This window comes from Enterobacter sp. E20, assembly GCF_000801755.2.
GTDB classification, from domain to species: domain Bacteria; phylum Pseudomonadota; class Gammaproteobacteria; order Enterobacterales; family Enterobacteriaceae; genus Enterobacter; species Enterobacter asburiae_B.
In genome coordinates this window covers 3,401,546-3,422,668 of record NZ_CP012999.1, presented here as the reverse complement: position 1 = coordinate 3,422,668, position 21,123 = coordinate 3,401,546, and the positions used below count along the sequence as shown (strand labels likewise).

20 protein-coding genes and 1 tRNA gene are annotated in these 21,123 nt (G+C 49.0%); 16 read left to right on the top strand and 5 right to left on the bottom strand.

What is annotated here, in order from left to right:
- The first annotated feature begins 92 nt into the window (after positions 1-92).
- From NI40_RS23140 to NI40_RS15880, 10 genes are all read left to right on the top strand, one after another.
- Positions 93-323, top strand: a complete 231-nt coding sequence (locus NI40_RS23140; protein WP_071884875.1) for a helix-turn-helix transcriptional regulator — start codon at positions 93-95, stop codon at positions 321-323.
- Between the two features lie 11 nt (positions 324-334).
- Positions 335-1,198 carry a hypothetical protein gene (locus NI40_RS15915; RefSeq protein ID WP_039263274.1) on the top strand — a complete coding sequence of 288 codons (864 nt, stop codon included), beginning with the start codon at positions 335-337 and terminating at the stop codon, positions 1,196-1,198.
- Between the two features lie 14 nt (positions 1,199-1,212).
- On the top strand, positions 1,213-2,217 hold the full coding sequence (locus tag NI40_RS15910; protein ID WP_039263257.1) for a P2 family phage major capsid protein: 1,005 nt from the start codon (positions 1,213-1,215) through the stop codon (positions 2,215-2,217).
- A gap of 108 nt (positions 2,218-2,325) precedes the next feature.
- Positions 2,326-2,898: a host cell division inhibitor Icd-like protein gene (locus NI40_RS15905; protein WP_082454935.1), complete on the top strand. Its 573-nt coding sequence runs from the start codon at positions 2,326-2,328 to the stop codon at positions 2,896-2,898.
- Positions 2,895-3,134 (top strand): hypothetical protein, encoded by a 240-nt coding sequence (locus NI40_RS15900; RefSeq protein WP_052206762.1) that lies wholly within the window; start codon positions 2,895-2,897, stop codon positions 3,132-3,134. Before NI40_RS15905 ends, NI40_RS15900 begins: the two co-directional genes overlap by 4 nt.
- Positions 3,124-3,534: a hypothetical protein gene (locus tag NI40_RS15895; RefSeq protein ID WP_039263255.1), complete on the top strand. Its 411-nt coding sequence runs from the start codon at positions 3,124-3,126 to the stop codon at positions 3,532-3,534. Before NI40_RS15900 ends, NI40_RS15895 begins: the two co-directional genes overlap by 11 nt.
- Positions 3,531-6,218, top strand: a complete 2,688-nt coding sequence (locus NI40_RS15890) for a DUF927 domain-containing protein (RefSeq protein ID WP_039263254.1) — start codon at positions 3,531-3,533, stop codon at positions 6,216-6,218. The genes NI40_RS15895 and NI40_RS15890 overlap by 4 nt, the downstream gene beginning before the upstream one ends.
- Before the next feature lie 277 nt (positions 6,219-6,495).
- The gene (locus NI40_RS23135) at positions 6,496-6,768 is read left to right on the top strand and encodes an ogr/Delta-like zinc finger family protein (RefSeq protein WP_039263253.1); all 273 of its coding nucleotides are present in this window, start codon (positions 6,496-6,498) and stop codon (positions 6,766-6,768) included.
- 554 nt (positions 6,769-7,322) lie between these two features.
- A complete protein-coding gene (locus NI40_RS15885) occupies positions 7,323-8,720 on the top strand; it encodes an ATP-binding protein (protein WP_039263252.1) in 1,398 nt (465 codons plus the stop codon).
- The gene (locus NI40_RS15880) at positions 8,713-9,552 is read left to right on the top strand and encodes a DUF4435 domain-containing protein (protein ID WP_039263251.1); all 840 of its coding nucleotides are present in this window, start codon (positions 8,713-8,715) and stop codon (positions 9,550-9,552) included. The genes NI40_RS15885 and NI40_RS15880 overlap by 8 nt, the downstream gene beginning before the upstream one ends.
- On the opposite strand, the gene NI40_RS15875 is transcribed toward NI40_RS15880, so the two are convergent.
- The 3 genes from NI40_RS15875 to NI40_RS15865 all read right to left on the bottom strand — a co-directional run bounded on the left by NI40_RS15875 (position 9,537) and on the right by NI40_RS15865 (position 11,943).
- Positions 9,537-10,703, bottom strand: coding sequence for a tyrosine-type recombinase/integrase (locus NI40_RS15875; RefSeq protein WP_039263250.1), 1,167 nt, complete (start codon positions 10,701-10,703; stop codon positions 9,537-9,539). The genes NI40_RS15880 and NI40_RS15875 overlap by 16 nt on opposite strands.
- A 160-nt stretch (positions 10,704-10,863) precedes the next feature.
- A tRNA-Arg gene (locus NI40_RS15870) sits at positions 10,864-10,938 on the bottom strand.
- A 75-nt stretch (positions 10,939-11,013) separates the two neighbouring features.
- A complete protein-coding gene (locus NI40_RS15865) occupies positions 11,014-11,943 on the bottom strand; it encodes a formate/nitrite transporter family protein (RefSeq protein ID WP_039263249.1) in 930 nt (309 codons plus the stop codon).
- Between the two features lie 315 nt (positions 11,944-12,258).
- Here NI40_RS15865 and mlaA point away from each other — a divergent pair, with 315 nt between their 5' ends.
- A complete protein-coding gene (gene mlaA / locus NI40_RS15860) occupies positions 12,259-13,011 on the top strand; it encodes a phospholipid-binding lipoprotein MlaA (RefSeq protein WP_023312585.1) in 753 nt (250 codons plus the stop codon).
- A 44-nt stretch (positions 13,012-13,055) separates the two neighbouring features.
- Here the strand turns inward: mlaA and fadL are convergent, their stop codons facing one another.
- Positions 13,056-14,378, bottom strand: a complete 1,323-nt coding sequence (fadL, locus tag NI40_RS15855) for a long-chain fatty acid transporter FadL (RefSeq protein WP_039263248.1) — start codon at positions 14,376-14,378, stop codon at positions 13,056-13,058.
- 372 nt (positions 14,379-14,750) lie between these two features.
- Here fadL and NI40_RS15850 point away from each other — a divergent pair, with 372 nt between their 5' ends.
- The 4 genes from NI40_RS15850 (at position 14,751) to sixA (ending at position 19,426) form a co-directional block, all read left to right on the top strand.
- Positions 14,751-15,035, top strand: coding sequence for a YfcZ/YiiS family protein (locus NI40_RS15850; protein WP_024907659.1), 285 nt, complete (start codon positions 14,751-14,753; stop codon positions 15,033-15,035).
- 238 nt (positions 15,036-15,273) lie between these two features.
- On the top strand, positions 15,274-16,584 hold the full coding sequence (fadI, locus tag NI40_RS15845) for an acetyl-CoA C-acyltransferase FadI (RefSeq protein WP_033146108.1): 1,311 nt from the start codon (positions 15,274-15,276) through the stop codon (positions 16,582-16,584).
- Entirely contained in the window at positions 16,584-18,731 is a 2,148-nt protein-coding gene (fadJ, locus tag NI40_RS15840; protein ID WP_039263247.1) for a fatty acid oxidation complex subunit alpha FadJ, read from the top strand. Before fadI ends, fadJ begins: the two co-directional genes overlap by 1 nt.
- 209 nt (positions 18,732-18,940) lie before the next feature.
- Complete coding sequence (gene sixA / locus NI40_RS15835; protein WP_039263245.1) at positions 18,941-19,426, top strand: phosphohistidine phosphatase SixA; 486 nt, start codon at positions 18,941-18,943, stop codon at positions 19,424-19,426.
- A 46-nt stretch (positions 19,427-19,472) separates the two neighbouring features.
- Here the strand turns inward: sixA and smrB are convergent, their stop codons facing one another.
- Positions 19,473-20,024, bottom strand: coding sequence for an endonuclease SmrB (gene smrB, locus NI40_RS15830; protein ID WP_033146105.1), 552 nt, complete (start codon positions 20,022-20,024; stop codon positions 19,473-19,475).
- Between the two features lie 145 nt (positions 20,025-20,169).
- Here smrB and prmB point away from each other — a divergent pair, with 145 nt between their 5' ends.
- Positions 20,170-21,102 carry a 50S ribosomal protein L3 N(5)-glutamine methyltransferase gene (gene prmB / locus NI40_RS15825; protein WP_039263244.1) on the top strand — a complete coding sequence of 311 codons (933 nt, stop codon included), beginning with the start codon at positions 20,170-20,172 and terminating at the stop codon, positions 21,100-21,102.
- Positions 21,103-21,123: the final 21 nt, after the last annotated feature.

Below are 21,123 nucleotides of genomic sequence, written 5' to 3'. Positions count from 1 at the left end.
GCTAACTTTACGAATAAATTCATCTGTGTAAGTATATAAATATCCAATCGAGACCAATAAAGAAGAAATAGTAATTAATGAGTGGGGTAATTATGAGTTTTATGCTTAACAGTGAACCATCCTATAAAAAATTAAGACTTTTACGGATGTCGGATGTAATTGATTTAACGGGGCTTCCAAAGTCAACTATTTATTTAAAAATGAAAAGCAAAGACTTTCCTAGACAGGTGTCTATCGGTGCTCGATCTGTAGCATGGGTCGAAGCCGAGATTAATGATTGGATAGAGAAAAATATTCAGAACAGGAAAGATAATTGCTCATAAGAGGTATTAAAATGATTAACCCAAGGAATGCTAATAAAATACTCTCAATCAAGAATGAAAGCACATCACTATTAGAAGCATATCATGTAAGTATATTCAAAGATGGATATAGTGATGCTGCATGTATCGCAAGAATCGTTGAGATTTATTTTTTGAATAAACTTCGCATTAAAGGACAGAAACTATGTTCTTTAACTGGTCTAATGATCCCTGATACAGAGGCGACTACCGAAGAAACTAATCTCCTATTGAGCCGATTTGAGGTGCTATGTCACCGTGAAGAAGAAGAGTTATCCTTCCGACAAAGAGAGGTTAAAACTGCCGAGTACGCATTAAAAAATGCAGGGTTGAATGTTAACTCCAGAACAGTTTCTGAAGTAAAAAACAAAAATGCCGTGAAAGGGGCGCGTGATGCTTATGAACGACAGTACCATTCTGCATTTTTACGGCAGAAAGAGCAGCAAACGCGGGTAAGTCTCTTCAGAGGATTCGGAAGTTTGTTACTTGAAGAGGCTGAACATATCGGGGGGAACGTTAGTAAAAAATATATTAACTCGTTTTCCAGACCGTTAACTTCTCCCGATGAGTTTATTAACGTTTTAAACGATGCGACTTTAGTTCGGGATGTGAGATTTATCTTGGATGCTCTATGCGCACTGGATAATGCTGTTGAGCACATTCTTAAATGTTGTGCATACCCAAATGACCGTTACGAACTGGAAAGAGGTGGGATAAGTCGAACTATGGCCTATCGGGAGTACTACCGCGCTGAAAATGCCATACTTCGCTCCGTAGTAAGCGATCGAGAGTATGCAGAACATGCTGTGAAATTTAATCAGCTCTCTGAACACAAGAAAAAAATATTTCGTAAATAATAAAAGGATAAATCATGTACGCATTCAAAGCCGAAAGGCCGGACGCTGCACGCCGTTATCATAGTAAATTCGTATCTGGTACAAATTACCAGGAATCTTCAAACAGAAGATTTGCATTAAGTAAACCAACGGAAAATATTTTGCGAAGCTCAATTCTTGAGTCTGGTTGGTTAATCAATAATATCACTTTGCGTGACGTTAATGCTGTTTCAGGTAATGCCATTAATATTGGAGCCAGCGAGTTACATACAGGACGAGTTCATGGTGGCAGATTCAGTAAGATGTTAGCGATAAATGGCACTGAATTTTTTCTGTCCGAAACTGACACGTGTGCACGAATCAGCTATTTAGATATGTCACATATTTATCATACAGGTGCTCAGGGCGAATTTGATAAATCGGTCAGTGCGTTTTTTAGTCAGGCTTATGCACTTGATATGTTGCGGGTTGGTTTTAATGGCGAGTCTATTGCCGATACGACTGATCCTGAGATCAATAAAAAAGGTGAGGATGTAAATATCGGTTGGCATGCGCTGGCAAAAGACTATCGAGATGGTCAGCAGGTTCTAAGCACCCCTCTAACCCTTGGAGATACCGGGGAATGGAAAAACCTCGATCTGCTCGCTAATCACCTCATCACTGAGTTGATTGCAGAGCCTTATCGGGAAGATCCGCGTCTGGTGGTTCTCGTGGGTGCCGAGCTTGCTGCTAAACAGCGTCTTAAGCTCTTCAACGCAGCTGATCGCCCGGCTGATGTGGATGCTGCACAAATGGCAGTCAGTTCGGTTGCTGGACGGTTTGCTTTTATCCCGCCGTTCATGCCGGGAAAACGTCTTGCGGTCACTACGCTGGATAATCTGCACATCTATACCCAGTCCCGAACCCGATCATTCCGGGCTGAGTTTGATGATGAGAAAAGTGAATACGTTAATTCTTATCTTCGTAATGAAGGGTATGCGCTGGGTGAACCGGAGCTTTATGCGGCTGTTGATGAGAGTGCGGTGACTTTTTCTGACTGAGACTATAGAAACAAAAAGACTCGCTAAAAGCGGGTCTTATGCACAGCAACAGGATAATGAAAAACCGAAACTTCGGTCTGAGGTTTAAGAATGCCTAGGTTTATCTTTATGTTCAACACACAAGATTCGGTTATAAAATTCTTGCGCCATGCTAATTGCTCGGGCTATATTCACAGCGTTGCCGCAAAATCGGCAACCGGGCGTAGGAACCCGAGTAATCTAACGGCGACACAACACGCGCCAGGCGTGTTTTTTTGTGTCGTAGCTTTGACTCACCCTTATTTTATGGTGTGGTGGTTAACCGTATCTATTCGTTATTTACGCCACATCATCCAAATTATGGTAGTCCAGGCGGGGCAGCTTTCGGGCTGGCCGGTATCCGTTAGAGCCGGTATTCCTACCCCCGTCTGGGCTACCACCCATGAGCGTAGGAACTCCGGTGGTAGCGTTACCCGCTATCTAACGGAGATTGCCGCCATGGCTACGATCCCTGCTTTGTCTCACCCCCAATTTACCTTTGTATTTCTCGCTGTTCGCCGTTCTGACTGTGCCGCGCGACCATTCGCTGTGCGTACTGTTGCAACATGCGAGCGTGCTGCCCGCATGAAACTCGCTGCTGATTTTGTACTGAGTTTCGCCGCACGTATTCCGATGAACAATTTCGGGGAGGTGAACGCATGAGCCATTTACCTATCACTAAACATGGTTGCACCTTGTCTGAAGCGGGCGAAAGCCGTCTTTTACGAGTAGCTCAGGCCAGCGAGTTTCTTGCCGAAATTCTTTCAATGCCTGTAATGAGCGGAACAAAAACGATTTCTGCTGAAGGTGCCGCAGCGCTAATGGCATGTATTGCAGAACAGCTGGAAGGCGTAGTGAAGGAAACCAGCACCATGAAAGGAGAAAGCGATGCACGCTAATATCGGGATCAACTCAACAGAATTTCGGGCGGCATTTCTGCGCTCCTGCATTGCTGACGCCTATATCTCCCTGATGCTGCGGATTAATGGGGAAGCTGTGTATATCGAGGATGGCGAGCGTATCGAGCTGACACCTGATCGTGTAGCCATGAATATTCTTTATCACATTGAAGCGCCCTGGATTAACGAATTCGGCCATGAAGAGGGGCATCGTCTGGCGTGTGACGTTCTGGAGCGAATGCTGTCACCTGGTTACATGGCTGAAAATATCCGTCTTTCCGCATTTGGTGTTTCTGAGCTACGTGAAGTGTACCGGGACATCGTTTTCGGTGCGCCAGATGGAGAAGTACCTCCTGGTTTCAGCATTACCACTGCGGGAGTCGGGGAGGTACTGTTATGAAAGTTCAGTCTGTATCTGCGGTTTCGGGGGCAGCAAACGGGCGCTGGCCACACATCCTATCCTCGTTAGGGATTAAGGTTCCTTCCGCCCGACGCCACGGTGCCTGTCCGGCCTGCGGCGGAAAAGATCGCTTTCGTCTTGATGACAAAGAAGGGCGCGGAACATGGTTCTGTAATCAGTGCGGCAATGGCGATGGCCTTGATTTAGTCCGTCTGGTGACTGGGCGCTCAGTGAAGGAGGTCGCGGGAATGGTCTCTGAGGTACTGGCATTGCCTGAAGTACAGGATAAACCCGCTATGCCAGCCAGGAAAAAGACGGGGGGAAAAGAGACCGGGGCAGACCGCTATCAGAAACTTAAAAAGCTGTCTCAAAACGGTGAATCAGCCTATCTGACCGAAAAGGGATTACAGGGTTACTCTTTACCGCTTCTTACTGCCGCCATCAATCTGGCGGGGATGTCTTTTCCAGCCGGGTCGCTGCTGCTGCCTTTAACTGACATCACCGGGAATGTTACAGGCGGTCAGCTTATTAACTCCGATGGTGATAAAAGTCTTTTACCCGGCAGTCAGCTGTCAGGTGCTTTTATTGCCGTGGCTGATGTTCCGTCTGATGCTCCGGAACAGGTCATTATCACTGAAGGATATGCCACTGCGTTGACGGTCAGCCTCCTGGCTGAAGGTTGGATCGTTGCAGCTATTGCGGCCACAAATTTGGTAAAGGTTGCTGAGCAAATCCGCATTCGATGGCCTGACACCCGGATTATCCTGGCTGGAGATAACGATCTTGTTGACGGGAAAGAGAACACTGGCCGGGTATGGGCTGAAAAAGCGGCGAAAGCCGTAGATGGTTGGGTAACTCTGCCTCCGGTACGTCATAAAGCCGACTGGGATGATTATCGCCAGGAAACCGGGAAGGAAAGGGCGCGTGAAGCCTTCCGGGAGGAAATGACGTTGCACGGAAAAGGGCAAACCAGATTACCGCAGGGGTTCAGGCTCACGAAAGAATATTTGTGGTATGACAAGCTGGTGAACAAATCAGATGGTGACACTGAGATCCGCAATATCAAGATTTGCAGTCCACTGCGTGTGACTGCTATCACCAGCGATGCTGACGGCAGTAATTATGGCCGTCTGCTGGAATGGGAGGACACCAACGGCATTAGCCGAAAATGGGCAATGCCGATGGAAATGCTGGGTGGTAGCGGGGAGGAACTGCGGCGCGTACTGCTGGTCAATGGGCTTTCTTATATCAATATCAACGGGATGGCCAGAGCGCACCTGATGGAATACATCTCCCTGTGCAAGCCCGACAGAAAAGTGACCTGCGTGAATAAAACAGGCTGGCATGGCGGCGTTTATGTTCTTCAGGATGAAGTGATCGGCAGAGAGTCACAGTCTGTCATTCTCCAGACTTCCAGCGTTCAGGGGCGTGATTTTCGTGTTACGGGCACCACGGAAGAATGGCGGGAAAATATAGGTCGCTATTGCGTCAATAATGCCCGACTGGCCTTTGCCGTAAGCCTGGCATTCGCCGCGCCGCTTCTGAAGCTGGTTGGCATAGGTGGCGGCGGTTATCACCTGAAAGGTGAATCTACAGACGGTAAAACCACGACCATGAAAGTGGCTGCTTCGGTGTGCGGTGGTACGGATTTCTGGCATACATGGCGTGCTACCGGGAACGCGCTGGAAGGAACGGCCAGCCGCCGCAATGATGCCACACTGATGCTTGATGAAATCCGCGAGGTGGATGGCAGAGAGGCGGGGAATATTGCCTACATGCTGGCGAACGGCCAGGGCAAAGCCCGTGCCCGAACTGATGGTTCGGTACGGGAAACAAACCGCTGGAATTTGTTGTTTCTTTCCACGGGGGAGCTGTCACTGGTCGAGCACGCCGCCAGTGCCGGAGAGCGAACCTACGCCGGGGTTGAAGTACGCATGATCCAGATCCCGAGTGATTCAGGCAAGCATGGAGTATTTGAGGAGTTGCACGGCTTTAGTGGTGGTAAAGCGCTGGCGGAGCATCTGGAACACGCCGTTATTCATTATCATGGCTCACCCTTCCGCGACTGGCTGCATTGTCTGACAGCCGATCTCCAGGAACTGACCAGCCAGGCGAAAGCGCTGCTGAAGGACTACACCCGCAGGTTGACCCCAGCGGATGCAGGAAATCAGGTTGGGCGCGCCGTTACCCGTTTTGCGCTGGTTGCTATGGCTGGGGAACTTGCCACACAAGCCGGGATAACCGGATGGCCTGAAGGTGAGGCGTTCAGGGCTGCTGAGTGTTGTCTTGCCTCATGGATGGCTGATCGTGGGCATACCGCGAACCAGGAGGATAAAACCGCACTGGAGCAGGTCAGGGATTATATGACACGTAACCAGTTCAGCCGCTTTGCTGACTGGCACGACGACAGGAACCGCCCACTGTCGATGATGGGGTTCAGGAAAGTGGACAAGGGCGACAACGTGACAGAATCCACTGTGACCTTCTACGTATTGCCATCTGGCTGGAAAGAAATTTGTAAAGGGTTCGATTCACGAAAGGTGGCCAGATTGTGTGTTGAGGCGGGCTGGCTGAAAGCCGGGGAGGATGGGAGAACGCAAAACAGCGTTCGCCTTCCAGAAATAGGGCTTAAGCGTGTGTACCAGTTTAATACGCAAGTATTGGGTAGCACTGATCCCGAATAGTAATCGCGTGAGTCTTATTTTTATGAGGTAACACTGGTAACAGAGGTAACAGGCAGTGACGGCAAGGCTTGCCACTGTTACCAGTCAGAAATAGCCACTGGTAACAGTGGTAACAAAAATCAGTGTGTTACCACGCGTTACCTCTTTATTTAGGTCACTGGTAACAGATTAATTTCAATTAAATCAAAGATGTTACACGTGTTACCAGTGTTACACGTTCAGAACAAGAGGAAAGGAACCAAAATCCCTTCTTCTGGCAGGCAACAGAGGTTTAGCTATGCGAGTGATGAAAATTTACTGCCCGGAGTGTATGTCTGCGGCAACGGTGAGGAAAACAAACCGAAAGCACCCCAAATTATCAGATGTGTACTGTTATTGCTCTAACGTAGAGTGTGGGCATACGTTTGTGATGAACGTTTCCTTCTCACACACGATTAGTCCCAGCGCTTTGAGCGGCCAGGGACGGATTAAAGAGCTAATGGATGCCCTGCCACCGGACGAGCGACAAAAAGCGTTAGAACTCCTGTTGGCAGCCAAAGAGAACCAGTGAACGGCACGCCGGGAGTCACTAAAATTTTCCCGGCTTCGGTTCATTAAATTTCAGCTGCTTAAGGAAAAATATCTATAATAATCAGATTGTTAAATTTTAGGTGTGCCGTCAGTTATCATGAAAAATCTCACCTAAAATTTTATATGTCTTTAATATCAATAGCTTAATTATAGTGGTTACGATGTTGGAGTGAAGCTAAACTGAAAAAAGCTGAAATTCTTTTCACTCTTTTCAGTTTCCTGCTCGCTGTAAATCCCCAGTTGTAGCGCGGTCTGGCGCTATCATTTGTAAAAAATCCCAACTGAAAAATTTTTGCGATCTGAAAACCGCAGGCGGGTGCGGTGTAGTGCGATTTTGGTAGTTTTACTTTTTTTGTTGTTTTGAGTATCTTTGTTGATGAATTCACCTCGTCTGTTTGGCTGGGAGCATCATGAATCATATGCATGAGATTAAGAAATTAAGTTAAATCTTCGCTTCTTAAAATAATTTGAGAGGGGTGATTATGTATCACCTTATAGATGGTAAAGTTATTCAAAGAATAAACAAGGAAGAATATGAATCAGTATCTGATTAAATCTATACATATCGAAAAGTTGTTTGGGTTATATACTTATAACTTGGATGAGGAAAAGTTAAATAACAGTGCCGTAATTTTATATGGTGATAACGGGGTGGGTAAAAGTACATTGCTTCGGTTAGCTTTCCATATGCTTTCCCCCTCAAATCAAAATGGGCATAGAACTGCACTTTCAAGTATCAAGTTTGATCTTCTAAAAATTGAGTTAACTTCTGGACACACATTAACTGCTAAGCATGAAAGTTTTAACACTGAGAATGCTTCCCTGACAATGGAGATATCTCATAAAGGAAACATAATTGCTAGATGGGTTAGAAGTCCTGGTCAGAATGAGGTAAGAAGACTCGTAATAGATGATGAAGTTGTGTATGTTCGTGAAGGTGGGCCGTATGAAAATATTATAATTGAAAACAAAAGACATCAAAATAAAGATCCTTTAAGGAAAGTCACTAGTCAACGTTTATATATTGAAACTTTGAAATCAATTACACCAATTACCTTTATCTTGGATGCTGATAGAAGGTTAGATGGGGACACTATCAGTGATCCTGATGATGAAGTAGAGCTGAGGCGAGCTGTTAAGATGGGAACGCCAAAGCGAATCCAGGACTTAGTTTTAAGGTCAAGAGAGATTGCATTAAGTCAGGCTATGAGTGCTGCAACTAAATGGATTGCGCGTAAAGCCGTTCAGGGTACGAATATTGGGACTGATAATGTACACTCCACATATGTAAGGATTTTGAAACAGCTTGGCTCAAGCACAAATCAAGGGAGCACACTAATAGTCGATGCTGATATTGATAGCCTTAAAAATAATTTAATTTCTATTGGGAAAGAAACATTTGAACTAGCAAAATACGAATTAACATCTTTTTTAGATATGACTGAGTTTCAATATGTCCTTTCTACAGATTCCTCATCACAAAAAGCACTTTCAGCCGAACTTTTAAAACCATATATTGAAAGTTTAGATGGGCGTTTAGCTGGTGTTCGTTCTATTTATAAAATATTAGATAAATTTATTTCAACGATTAATGAGTTGTTAACTGATAAAGAGATTCAATTTAAGTTAAGCCAAGGGTTTCTGATTGTTAATAAATTTGGAGATGAACTGACACCTGCTCAGTTATCCTCTGGTGAACAGCAGTTGCTATTACTGTTTTGCTATGTTTTAGTTGCTAGGGATACTCCTAGTATATTCATGATTGATGAGCCTGAGATATCACTAAATATAAAATGGCAACGAATAATAATTAACTCGTTACTTGATATTACAAATGAAGCAAACATTCAGTTTATTTTTGCTTCGCATTCTTTGGAGATAATTTCTCAACATCGTAAAAGAGTTGCTAAACTGGAAAATCAAAATGGCTGATTTACCAAGAAGATCTATTGAAGATATTAAAACTCGATATTTTGTTGAGCCTTCACTGCGTGATATCTATGTTGAGGGCGATTTTGATAAGCTTGCATTAAATTCTTGGTGCGAAAAAAAATTAGAGAAAAATATCGTTTCATATGAAATTGATAGTGTTGACATCCCATATGAAATACTTGAAAAGTATGGGCTAACAGAAGGGAATAAACAAAGAGTAATTGCGTTGGCGAAAGAGCTTGAAGAATTGCAATGCGATAATTATAAATGTTTAGTGGATAAAGACTTGGATCATTGGTTTGACGCAATTGAAGATATCCCCCAACTTGTCTGGACTGATTATAGTTCTCTTGAGATGTATTTTTTTTCAGAGCAATTAATAAAAGTAATTTTAGTTGATATTTCTAATAGCAAGATTAAAAATTGGCCGCAGTTTTATGTGTCTTTTTTAAATGTTTTGAAACAACTTTATAGTATCAAACTTACAGACCGATCTTTAGGGATAAATGGTAATTGGTGTGATATAAGAAAATCGCTATCGTCACCAAGTGATAGTTTGATATTTGACTATGTTAGTTATATTAATAAGAATCTTATTTCATTTGGATTAAAGTCTAGAAATGGCGAATTCATTCGATCTTTTAATGAATGGTTAGGTAAATTAGATTGTGATCCTAGATTATGTATAAGAGGACATGATTTTGTAGAGCTAATGTCTAGTGCTGTGAAAGAGTATAAAGGTATGAAGAGTTTTCAAGATGCCGAGGCGTTGCAACGTATGCTACTTGCTTTTATTGATGACATAGAACTGCTTATTCAGAGGTTAAGATGATCTGCATACCATTGAAGCATTGACTTTCTTTGGGTTAAGTATTGCGCATGATTGTAAGTACCTCGAATAGAGTTCCTATCAACATGCGCAAGTTGCAATTCTATCCAAGCACTCTCAAAACCATGTTCATGCAAAATAGTGCTCATGGTATGTCTAAAGCCGTGACCGGTTAAACGGCCATGATAGCCAAGTAGCTTTATTACTTTGTTGATACTGGCTTCGCTCATTGGTTTTCTAACGTCGTTTCGTCCTGGAAAAACAAGGTTATATTTTCCTGTTATTTCTTGCAGCTTTTTCAAGATACTTATTGCTTGAATAGGCATCGGAACTAGGTGAGGGCGACGTTTCTTCATCCGTTCTTTGGGGATCTCCCATAAAGCATTATCGAAATCAAACTCAACCCATTCCGCTGCACGTAGTTCAATCGTTCGTACGCCAGTTAGCATTAACAGCTGCGTGGCGTATTTGGTTACTAAACTACCTTTATAGCTGTCCAGAGCATTGACGAATTCAGGCAACTCGCTTTCAGTCAGAAACGGGAAGTGTTGAGTTTTAGGTTTGCTAAGTGCGATCGCCAAATCAGGGGCAAAGTTGTACTTTGCTCGCCCGGTAGCGACTGCATATCTTAGAACTTCACCGCAGCGGCGACGTATTTTGCTGGTTTGCTCAAGCGCACCTCTTTTTTCGATCTTTTGCAGAACGGTGAGCAGCTCCAAAGGTTCGATTTGTTCGATTGGACGTTGGCCGATGAACGGGAAAATATCCTTTTCCATGCAGTTAAGAACTTCATTTGCGTAGCCCTTAGACCAGGTTGCCGTTTTGGATGCGTGCCATTCCCTCGCTACAGATTCAAAGCTGTTAGCATGAGCAAACTGTAACGCAATTTTTTCTGCCTTTCTGGCTTCACTGGGGTTGACCCCTTTGGCCAACATCGAACGAGCTTCGTCACGTTTAGCACGCGCCTGTGCAAGCGATACATCACCGTACACGCCAAAGGAAATCATCTTCGGCTTGCCTGCAAAGCGGTAGCGATAACGCCAACCTTTACTGCCTGATGTGTCGATAAGAAGTGACAACCCCATGCCATCGTTCAACGTATAGGGCTTATCCTTTGGTTTTGCTCGTTTTATTTGAATGTCAGATAGCAGCATGTGTATAGAAAAAAGATCGAACTCAGTTATACACAATCTTATACGCAAAGATGTATAGATTCTATCAGAAATAATGGCACTTTACTGGACGAACAAGATTAGTGATTAGGATTTAAATCAGTGAGTTATGGAAGTTATTAGACTTGCTGAGATGTAATCATGGTGTCCCCTGCAGGAATCGAACCTGCAACTAGCCCTTAGGAGGGGCTCGTTATATCCATTTAACTAAGGGGACGAGGCGGCACGAGTATAGCCTTATTTACACTTTGCGTTAAGCACATCGCCGCCTGACTGCTCAAAGAGTCACCATTCAGGTCGATTTTTTTGTCGATTTATCATCATTTTCCCGTGCCTTAAGCTCAGCTTTGCGTTTGTTCGACATGTCGTTACGAATTTGGGCATGGCTTAAAAGCGCGAAGATAAACGTTCCGCCGCAAATGTTTCCTGCCAGCGTCGGAAGGGCAAACGGCCAGAAGAAATCGCTCCAGTGAAGCGTACCGTTAAAGACCAGATACAGGATTTCAACGGTACCGACCACAATATGCGTGGTGTCCGCCAGCGCAATCAGCCAGGTCATCAATATGATCACCACAATTTTGGCGCTTCCCGCTGAAGGAAACATCCAGACCATTGTGGCGATAATCCAGCCAGAGATGATGGCGTTTGAGAACATCTCGACCGGCGTGTTTTTCATTACGTCCATGCCGATTTTCACAAACGCATCCCGGGTGGGTTCATCAAAGATCGGCATATATTCAAACGCCCATGCCGCGATGCCCGTGCCGATGATATTACCCAGCAGAACCACGCTCCAGAGCCGCATCAATAAACCGAAATTACCAAGTGTGGGGTTTTGCATCACCGGCAGAACGGCGGTCACCGTGTTTTCGGTAAACAGCTGCTGGCGGGCCATGATGACAATAATAAAGCCGAAGGTATAGCCGAGGTTTTCCAGTAAAAATCCACCGGGTACGCCTTCCAGCTGCACATGAAATATCCCTTTTGCAAGCAGAGATGCGCCCATTGATAGCCCGGCAGCGATGGCTGACCAGAAGAGGGCCATCGCGTCGCGCTCCATCTCTTTTTCACCATCCTGGCGTATATGCTCGTGGATAGCCATTGCGCGGGAGGGGAGGCGATCTTCATCAATTTCTATCTTCTCGCCGCGCGCTTTCTCCTCGCTTTCAATTTCAAGCTCCTCAGTACTCTGGCCAATTTTTTCTTCGCCTACATCTTTCATATCTGCTCCCGGAGGTTGATCTTTCTGTTAAGCGTAGCGGCTTTTATCGGGATGCCTGTGGGGATGCTCTTAAATTGGCGGCAATGACAACAAAGGTGATACATCTCTTTCAAAGTCATTATAAAATTGCCAGCGAAACGAATTCCAAAAGCCAGGCTATGCTGAGATCAGAGTCACGGTGGTTACTGCCCGTAATTGTGCTCATAGACATCGGTAAACGTGCTGTTACAATCGCTTGCACGTTTACAGACGGAGCGTCAACGGCTCCGTTACGGATGGCAATCAACGATAGCCATACTGAACAGGGAGATATTTATGAAACTTCGGCTGTCGGCGCTTGCGCTTGGCGCGACGATGCTTGTGGGCTGCGCCAGCTCCGGTGAGCAAACGGGACGCTCCGATCCTCTCGAAGGATTTAACCGCTCAATGTATAGCTTCAACTACAACGTACTGGACCCGTATGTGGTTCGTCCGGTGGCAGTAGCATGGCGCGATTATGTTCCACAACCTGCGCGTAACGGGTTAAGTAACTTTACCAGCAACCTCGAAGAGCCTGCGGTAATGGTGAACTACTTCCTGCAGGGCGACCCGTATCAGGGGATGGTCCACTTTACCCGCTTCTTCCTGAACTCCATTCTGGGTATGGGTGGCTTTATTGATGTTGCAGGTATGGCTAACCAGAAACTGCAGCGTGAACAGCCGCACCGTTTCGGCAGCACGATGGGACACTATGGCGTCGGGTATGGTCCGTACGTGCATTTACCGTTCTACGGTAGCTTCACCCTCCGTGATGATGGCGGCGATATGGTGGATACGCTGTATCCGGTCCTGTCGTGGCTGACCTGGCCGCTGTCGGTGGGTAAATGGACGGTGGAAGGGATTGAAACACGCGCGCAACTGCTCGACTCTGATGGTCTGCTGCGCCAGTCTTCTGACCCGTACATTATGGTGCGTGAAGCGTACTTCCAGAATCATGACTTTATTGCCAACGGCGGCAAGCTGAAGCCGGAAGAGAATCCAAACGCGAAGGCGATCGAAAACGAACTAAAAGATATCGATTCGGAGTAAATAAAAAAGGTGAGCAATGCTCACCTTTTTTGATTCCAGCGCGATTAGAACGCGTAGTTGAAGTTCATGCCGTACAGCCAGGCTTTACCTTCGGAAGAGAACTCATACGGACCTTCCTTGAAGTTAACTTTTTGACCGTGCATATAAGATATGCCCGCATCAATAGAAGCATCCTTGTTGAATGCATAGGTCGCACCAGCGCTCAGCCAGAAGCGGTCCTGATCCGGAATCGAGATAGAGCGTTTGTCTGCTGGTACCGGACTATCATCGAAGGCAATACCGGTGCGGAATGTCCAGTTGTCATCCATATAGTAGGTTGTCCCCAGCGCGATGCGGTAAGCATCACGGAAGCTCTCATCTTTATAGAAGAGCGTGTCGCCTTTGCTATTGGTCGCCTTCAGCTCCTGGAACTGGCTCCAGCTGGTGTAGGTCAGACTATAGTGAACTGCCCACTGTGGCGCCACTTTGTTATAACCTGACAATTCCCACATTTCTGGTAAGTGCAGGCTCAGAGAGCCGCCAGTGGTTTGGCCATTGGTTCCCATTGGCAGACCGAAGTTGCCGAGGATCTGGTTATAAGCAGAAGGGAGGCTGCTTTTGTAATCTCCATCAAAATCGATTTTTACTTCTGAACGGTAGGTAAAGCCGTAACGGTTGTTTTTATCGAGTTCATAAAGGATACCGGCGTTCCAGCCAAAGCCCCACTCATCGCCCTTCAGATAAGCGATCTGAGTATCTGCTGGGATACCAGCCACACGCTGTGCCAGGGCTGGTGGAAGTGCGCCTGAGCCAGCGACGACTTTGCCCAGGTCGCCCGCGTAACGTTCGATCTTCGCTTTAGCATACACAGCGTCAAAGCCAACACCGAAACTCCAGTGATTATCCAGACGGTAAGCACCGCTCAGGTTCAGGTTCAGAGTTTCCAGGTCGGTTTTACCGCCAAACGCCCCAGCTGCATAGTCGTTATTGAACTCGGTTGCTAAACCGTAGTTAGAGGTTACGGATGCGCCCCAGCCGAACTGGTCGTTAATCGGCGCCACGAAGTGCATGTTTGGAACCCATGCCGTTGGGGCAATGTTATCCGATTTCAGATCGGCACCTGTCGGAGAACGGCCCGAGATATCAACACCTGGATCGACAAAAATTGCACCGGCAGAGAAAGTCGGACGATCGAACATCATGATCAACGCGGGGTTACGACTCGCGTTACCCGCATCATCAGCGATAGCGCCTTCCCCGGAATACGCACGGCCAAGGCCAGAGGAAGAAAATTCGTTTAACTGAAAGCCCGCTGACCAGGCGGAAGTGGAGACGAGTGCCACTGCGACTGCCAGCGCAGTCTTGTTGAACAGGGTTTTCTGGCTCATGACCATAACCTCATTGAGTTATTTTTATTCAATAATTGTTACATACCGTAACAGGAGCGCGAAGTGTAGGGTCTGAGGTATGACAGACAAATCAGACCAGTGGCCAGAGTATAGGTCTGACCAGCCGGAATGTTGCAAGTTTGTTTATTAATATTTTCAAACATGTTTCGTGAAACGAGATCTGGTTGGCAAAATTGTGACCATCGCGACTCACCCAAAAGGGTGGTTTTTGTTTTAGATCATTTTTTAGTGTGATATTGGTCACTTATCCGATTTTGCGCCATTAACGGCTGGAGAGCGCCCGCTCCGGGGCGTAAAATATCAGCATCGTGTCTATCTCGCGCGCTGCGCGAATACAGAGGAAATTGAGCTATGAGTAAATGCAGTGCTGATGAAACCCCGGTTTGCTGCTGTATGGATGTTGGGACCATCATGGACAACACCGATTGCACCGCCTCTTACAGCCGTGTATTCACCAACCGTGCCGAAGCGGAAGAGACCCTGACTGCGCTGAGCAAGCGTGCGCGTGACGTTGAATCCGATCCGTGTGAAATCAAGTCTACCTTTACCGAAGTGGAAGGCGGCGTGAAGCTGGACATCGACTTTGTCTTTGCCTGTGAAGCAGAAACGCTGATTTTCCAGCTGGGCCTGCGTTAATCTCTGCGGCCTGATGCCCTTCCCCCCAGCCCTCTCCCACGGGAGAGGGTGCAAACACTAAAAACGGTAACCTATGGGTTACCGTTTTGCTTTTTCCTTGGGGGCATTTTCTTTTTTTTCTCTGTGTTTTAGCTCGCACTTTTTCGTTTCCCCGATTGGCTGAATGTAAAAAAATGGTTAAGACTATTATCAGGTCAGACCACTTTATGTTTGCGAAAATTTTTTACAGGGGAGTGTTATGAGTCAGGCATTACCGCTTATTACCCGTCAGGGCGATCGCATTGCCATAGTCAGTGGATTGCGCACGCCATTTGCGCGTCAGGCAACGGCGTTTCATGGCATACCGGCCGTCGACCTGGGGAAAATGGTAGTGGGGGAGATGCTGGCTCGCAGCGAAATTCCGCCTGAGGTCATCGAACAGCTGGTATTCGGTCAGGTCGTGCAGATGCCTGAAGCCCCCAATATTGCGCGTGAAATCGTCCTCGGTACCGGGATGAACGTGCATACCGATGCCTACAGCGTCAGCCGCGCCTGCGCAACCAGCTTCCAGGCTGTGGCTAACGTCGCTGAAAGCCTGATGGCGGGCACTATTCGCGCCGGGATTGCGGGTGGAGCGGACTCCTCTTCGGTGCTGCCAATTGGGGTCAGTAAAAAGCTGGCTCGCATCCTGGTGGATGCCAATAAAGCCCGCACGACGGGTCAGAAACTCAAACTCTTCTCGCGTTTACGCCTGCGCGACCTCATGCCTGTACCACCTGCCGTCGCGGAATACTCCACCGGCCTGCGCATGGGCGATACCGCCGAGCAGATGGCAAAAACGTACGGCATTACGCGTGAACAACAGGATGCCCTGGCGCATCGCTCGCATCAGCTTGCGGCAAAAGCCTGGTCGGAAGGCAAGCTAACCGACGAGGTCATGACCGCCTATATTCCCCCCTACCGTGAACCGCTTGTGGAAGATAACAATATTCGCGGCACCTCAACGCTGGCGGATTACGCCAAACTGCGCCCGGCGTTTGACCGCAAACACGGCTCGGTGACGGCGGCGAACAGTACGCCGCTGACGGATGGCGCCGCCGCCGTGATCCTGATGACCGAATCCCGCGCGAAGGAGCTGGGCATCACTCCCCTGGGCTATTTACGCAGCTATGCCTTCACCGCCATTGATGTCTGGCAGGACATGCTGTTAGGTCCGGCGTGGTCCACGCCGCTGGCGCTGGAGCGCGCGGGGCTGACGCTGGCTGATTTAACCCTGATTGATATGCACGAAGCGTTTGCCGCGCAAACCCTGGCAAACGTACAGCTGCTGGCAAGCGAGCGTTTCGCGCGCGATGTGCTGGGCCGCGCCCATGCCACGGGCGAAGTGGATCAGAGTAAATTCAACGTGCTGGGCGGCTCTATCGCCTACGGTCATCCATTTGCCGCCACAGGGGCGAGGATGATCACGCAAACATTACATGAACTCCGTCGCCGTGGCGGCGGGTTTGGCCTCGTTACCGCCTGTGCGGCGGGTGGCCTTGGCGCAGCAATGGTTCTGGAGGCTGAATAATGGATATGCCATCTGCATTTAATCTGACGGTTCGCCTCGATAACGTGGCCGTTATCACGATCGATGTGCCTGATGAAAAGATGAATACCCTGAAGGCCGAATTTGGTGTTCAGGTGCGCGCGATGCTAAAGCAGATCCGCGACAACAAAGCGATTCGTGGTCTGGTCTTTATCTCTGCCAAGCCGGATAACTTTATCGCCGGCGCGGATATCAACATGATCGCCCGGGCGCAAAGCGCTCTGGAAGCCGAAGAGCTGGCGCGTCAGGGCCAGCAGGTCATGGCGGAGATCAACGGTCTGCCGATCCCGGTCATTGCCGCGATCCACGGTGCCTGCCTGGGTGGTGGGCTTGAGCTGGCGCTGGCCTGTCACAGCCGGATTTGCACCGACGATGCGAAAACGATTCTGGGTCTGCCGGAAGTGCAGCTGGGCCTGCTGCCTGGCTCCGGCGGAACGCAACGACTGCCGCGCCTGGTGGGCGTAAGCACGGCGCTGGAGATGATCTTAACCGGTAAACAGCTGCGTGCCCGTCAAGCGATGAAAGCCGGTCTGGTCGATGACGTCGTGCCGCAGTCCATTTTGCTGGAAGCCGCCGTTGAGCTTGCGCTGAAAGGGCGTCAGGCAAAACGTCCTCTGCCGGTACGTGAGCGCGTGCTGGCCGGCCCGCTGGGAAGAACGCTCCTGTTCAACATGGTGGGCAAAAAGACCGAACAAAAAACCAAAGGCAATTACCCGGCGGCAAAGCGGATCCTCGAAGTGATCGAGACCGGGCTGTCGCAGGGAAGCAGCAGCGGCTATGCCGCGGAGGCCAAAGCCTTTGGCGAACTGGCGATGACGCCGCAGTCGCAGGCGCTGCGCAGCATCTTCTTCGCCAGCACGGACGTGAAAAAAGATCCGGGCAGCGAGGCGCAGCCTGCGCCGCTGCGTGCGATTGGCGTACTGGGTGGGGGGCTCATGGGTGGCGGAATCTCTTTTGTTACCGCCAGCAAAGGCAAATTGCCTGTACGAATCAAAGACATTAATCCTAAGGGGATCAATCACGCGCTACAGTACAGCTGGCAGAACCTTGATCAAAAGGTCAAGCGCCGCCATATCAAGGCAAGCGAGCGCGACAAAACCCTGGCGATGATCTCCGGTACGACGGATTACAGCGGTTTTGCGCACCGCGATCTGGTGATTGAAGCCGTGTTTGAAGATCTGGCGCTTAAGCAGCAGATGGTGGCAGACGTTGAGCAACATTGCGCCCCGCATACCATTTTTGCCTCCAATACGTCGTCATTACCGATTGGCGATATCGCAGGGAAAGCCGCGCGCCCGGAGCAGGTGATTGGGCTGCATTTCTTTAGCCCGGTCGAAAAAATGCCGCTGGTGGAAGTTATTCCGCACGCGACTACCAGTCCGCAAACTGTTGCCACCGTGGTGAAGCTGGCGAAAAAACAGGGCAAAACCCCGATTGTGGTAGCGGACAAAGCTGGCTTCTACGTCAACCGCATTCTGGCTCCTTACATTAATGAAGCAATGCGGTTGCTGACGGAAGGGGAGAAGATTGAGCACGTCGACGAGGCGCTGGTAAAGTTTGGTTTCCCCGTTGGCCCAATCCAACTTTTGGATGAGGTGGGAATAGACACCGGCACTAAAATTATACCAGTGCTGGAAGCTGCATATGGCGATCGTTTTAGCCCACCTGCAAACATTGTTTCTGCGATTTTGAAGGACGATCGCAAAGGCAGAAAAAATGAACGCGGTTTCTATCTTTACGGCGCGAAAGGGCGTAAAAGCAGGAAACAGGTCGACCCTTCGGTATATGGACTCATTTCGACCACAGGTCAGGGAAAACTGTCCGCCGTTCAGTGCGCTGAGCGCTGCGTGATGATGATGCTCAATGAAGCGGCGCGCTGCTTTGATGAGCAGGTGATCAAGAGTGCACGCGATGGCGACATCGGCGCGGTATTTGGCATTGGTTTCCCGCCGTTCCTTGGCGGCCCGTTCCGTTACATGGATACGCTCGGCGCGGGTGAAGTGGTTGCTATCCTGCAACGTCTGGCTTCGCAATATGGTCCACGGTTTACACCGTGTGACCAATTATTGCAGATGGCGGAACGCGGCCAGACATTTTGGCCTGCAAGGGAAACTGTCCTCGTAAGCTGAGGTCAAAGAAGGGTAAATCCTGAAGTGAATGGACCTGTTCTGGCGATTTTGTAAACAGAGATTGACTATACTTACGCCATTGAGGTAAAAAACAGCGTTTCATTCACCGAATGGATCAGGCACAATGCCCGGCCATCGGGTTTTCTACCTCTTAGCATTTATCGCGGGTAGTTAACGCCGGTGATTCTGGTTAACAAAAGCGGTGCAATATGCAAGTTTTTATCATGCGTCACGGCGACGCGGCACTCGATGCCGCCAGTGACTCAGTACGTCCTTTGACCGTCTGTGGCTGCGACGAATCTCGTCTGATGGCGACCTGGCTTAACGGTCAAAAAGTGAACATCGAACGCGTTCTGGTGAGTCCGTTCCTGCGTGCAGAACAGACGCTGGATGTGGTAGGGGAGTGTATGAACCTGCCGACCAGTGTGGATGTTCTGCCTGAACTCACCCCGTGTGGCGATGTAGGCCTTGTCAGCGCTTATCTTCAGGCGCTGTGCAATGAAGGTGTCGCTTCCGCGCTGGTCATTTCCCACCTGCCACTGGTTGGCTATCTGGTTTCTGAGCTGTGCCCGGGCGAGACCCCGCCGATGTTCACGACATCCGCCATTGCCAATGTTTCTCTCGACGAAACGGGCAAAGGTGTCTTCAACTGGCAAATGAGTCCGTGCAACCTGAAGATGGCAAAAGCTATCTGACGTGACGTGCGATATGGCGGGGCGCAATGTGCTTCCCGCCATTCTGTCAGGGCAACTCTGGCGGCTGCCACTCTTCCACTTCAATCAACACCAGCAACGCGGCATCTCCGCCGTACTCTTTCGGTGCCTGATGAAAAGCCATTACGTGTGGGTGCTGAGCCAGCCACAGCGGCGTTTGTTGCTTGAGGATATGTTTACCGTGGCCGTGCATCACGCAGGCGCAAAAAACATGTTCACGGCGACAGGCGGCGATCAACGCCCCCAGCTCTTGTTTCGCCTGCATCTGCGTTAAACCGTGCAGATCGAGAAACAGCTCCGGCGAATAATCCCCGCGGCGTAATTTTTTCAGCTCAAAATGGCTGACGTCTTCGCGTACGTACTTCACAGCCCCTTGCGTGTTGAGCAGCGGCTGAAATTCATCTGAAAAATAGTGGCTGTTATCGGCCTGCTCCTGCAGAAGACGCTTGACCGGTACTTCGCTGATTTTTTTACGCAGCGGGCGATGGACGATGGTGTCCTGCGTGATTTTACGCGTCCCGGTCATCAGCTGACGGAAGAGCGCCTGATCCTCCTCGCTGAGCGATGTTTTCTTTTTCATTCGTCATTCTCATCTCGTATTTCCGACAGTGTACCCGACTAAATGCATTTTTTAACCTCAAGCGAGACGCGTCATTGCTGATTTATCGCCGTCTTCATGGCAAACTAGCCGCCGAAAATTATGCGAGCATGCCCTGGAGGAAAGAGTGGATAAAATATTTGTCGATGAAGCAGTAAACGAGCTGCATACCATACAGGACATGTTGCGCTGGTCGGTTAGCCGCTTCAGCGCCGCTAATATCTGGTACGGTCACGGTACCGATAACCCGTGGGATGAAGCCGTGCAGCTGGTGCTGCCGTCTCTCTACCTGCCGCTGGATATTCCGGAAGACATGCGCACCGCGCGCCTGACTTCCAGCGAAAAACACCGCATCGTTGAGCGCGTGATCCGCCGCGTGAACGAGCGCATTCCGGTCGCCTACCTGACCAACAAAGCCTGGTTCTGCGGCCACGAGTTCTATGTTGATGAACGCGTGCTGGTGCCGCGCTCGCCGATTGGCGAGCTGATCAACAACCACTTTGACGGCCTGATTGGCCATCAGCCGCAGCACATTCTCGATATGTGTACCGGCAGCGGCTGCATCGCCATCGCCTGCGCGTACGCCTTCCCGGAAGCGGAAGTGGACGCGGTAGATATCTCCACCGACGCGCTGGCCGTGACCGAGCACAACATCGAAGAGCATGGGCTCATCCATCACGTTACGCCAATTCGCTCTGACCTGTTCCGCGATCTGCCGACGCTGCAGTACGATCTGATCGTCACAAACCCGCCGTACGTCGATGCGGAAGACATGTCCGATCTGCCGAACGAATACCGTCACGAGCCGGAGCTGGGTCTGGCGTCAGGCTCTGATGGCCTGAAGCTGACCCGCCGCATTCTGGCCTGCGCGCCGGATTACCTGACCGACGACGGCGTTCTGATTTGTGAAGTGGGCAACAGCATGGTACATCTGATAGAGCAGTACCCGGATGTGCCGTTCACCTGGCTTGAGTTCGACAACGGTGGTGACGGCGTCTTTATGCTGACCAAAGCGCAGCTGCTCGACGCGCGCGAATACTTCAGCATCTATAAAGATTAATCCAGCGGGCTTCGGCCCGTT

Bases quoted from the DNA above. Each gene is read 5' to 3' on its own strand.
- NI40_RS15865 (WP_039263249.1), bottom strand. From the start codon at position 11,943: ATGAAAGATGTAGGCGAAGAAAAAATTGGCCAGAGTACTGAGGAGCTT.
- NI40_RS23135 (WP_039263253.1), top strand. From the start codon at position 6,496: ATGCGAGTGATGAAAATTTACTGCCCGGAGTGTATGTCTGCGGCAACG.
- NI40_RS15900 (WP_052206762.1), top strand. From the start codon at position 2,895: ATGAGCCATTTACCTATCACTAAACATGGTTGCACCTTGTCTGAAGCG.
- NI40_RS15885 (WP_039263252.1), top strand. From the start codon at position 7,323: ATGAATCAGTATCTGATTAAATCTATACATATCGAAAAGTTGTTTGGG.
- fadL (WP_039263248.1), bottom strand. From the start codon at position 14,378: ATGAGCCAGAAAACCCTGTTCAACAAGACTGCGCTGGCAGTCGCAGTG.
- smrB (WP_033146105.1), bottom strand. From the start codon at position 20,024: ATGAAAAAGAAAACATCGCTCAGCGAGGAGGATCAGGCGCTCTTCCGT.
- sixA (WP_039263245.1), top strand. From the start codon at position 18,941: ATGCAAGTTTTTATCATGCGTCACGGCGACGCGGCACTCGATGCCGCC.
- fadI (WP_033146108.1), top strand. From the start codon at position 15,274: ATGAGTCAGGCATTACCGCTTATTACCCGTCAGGGCGATCGCATTGCC.
- NI40_RS15850 (WP_024907659.1), top strand. From the start codon at position 14,751: ATGAGTAAATGCAGTGCTGATGAAACCCCGGTTTGCTGCTGTATGGAT.
- NI40_RS15875 (WP_039263250.1), bottom strand. From the start codon at position 10,703: ATGCTGCTATCTGACATTCAAATAAAACGAGCAAAACCAAAGGATAAG.
- NI40_RS15880 (WP_039263251.1), top strand. From the start codon at position 8,713: ATGGCTGATTTACCAAGAAGATCTATTGAAGATATTAAAACTCGATAT.
- NI40_RS23140 (WP_071884875.1), top strand. From the start codon at position 93: ATGAGTTTTATGCTTAACAGTGAACCATCCTATAAAAAATTAAGACTT.
- NI40_RS15915 (WP_039263274.1), top strand. From the start codon at position 335: ATGATTAACCCAAGGAATGCTAATAAAATACTCTCAATCAAGAATGAA.
- fadJ (WP_039263247.1), top strand. From the start codon at position 16,584: ATGGATATGCCATCTGCATTTAATCTGACGGTTCGCCTCGATAACGTG.
- NI40_RS15905 (WP_082454935.1), top strand. From the start codon at position 2,326: ATGTTCAACACACAAGATTCGGTTATAAAATTCTTGCGCCATGCTAAT.
- mlaA (WP_023312585.1), top strand. From the start codon at position 12,259: ATGAAACTTCGGCTGTCGGCGCTTGCGCTTGGCGCGACGATGCTTGTG.
- NI40_RS15890 (WP_039263254.1), top strand. From the start codon at position 3,531: ATGAAAGTTCAGTCTGTATCTGCGGTTTCGGGGGCAGCAAACGGGCGC.
- NI40_RS15910 (WP_039263257.1), top strand. From the start codon at position 1,213: ATGTACGCATTCAAAGCCGAAAGGCCGGACGCTGCACGCCGTTATCAT.
- NI40_RS15895 (WP_039263255.1), top strand. From the start codon at position 3,124: ATGCACGCTAATATCGGGATCAACTCAACAGAATTTCGGGCGGCATTT.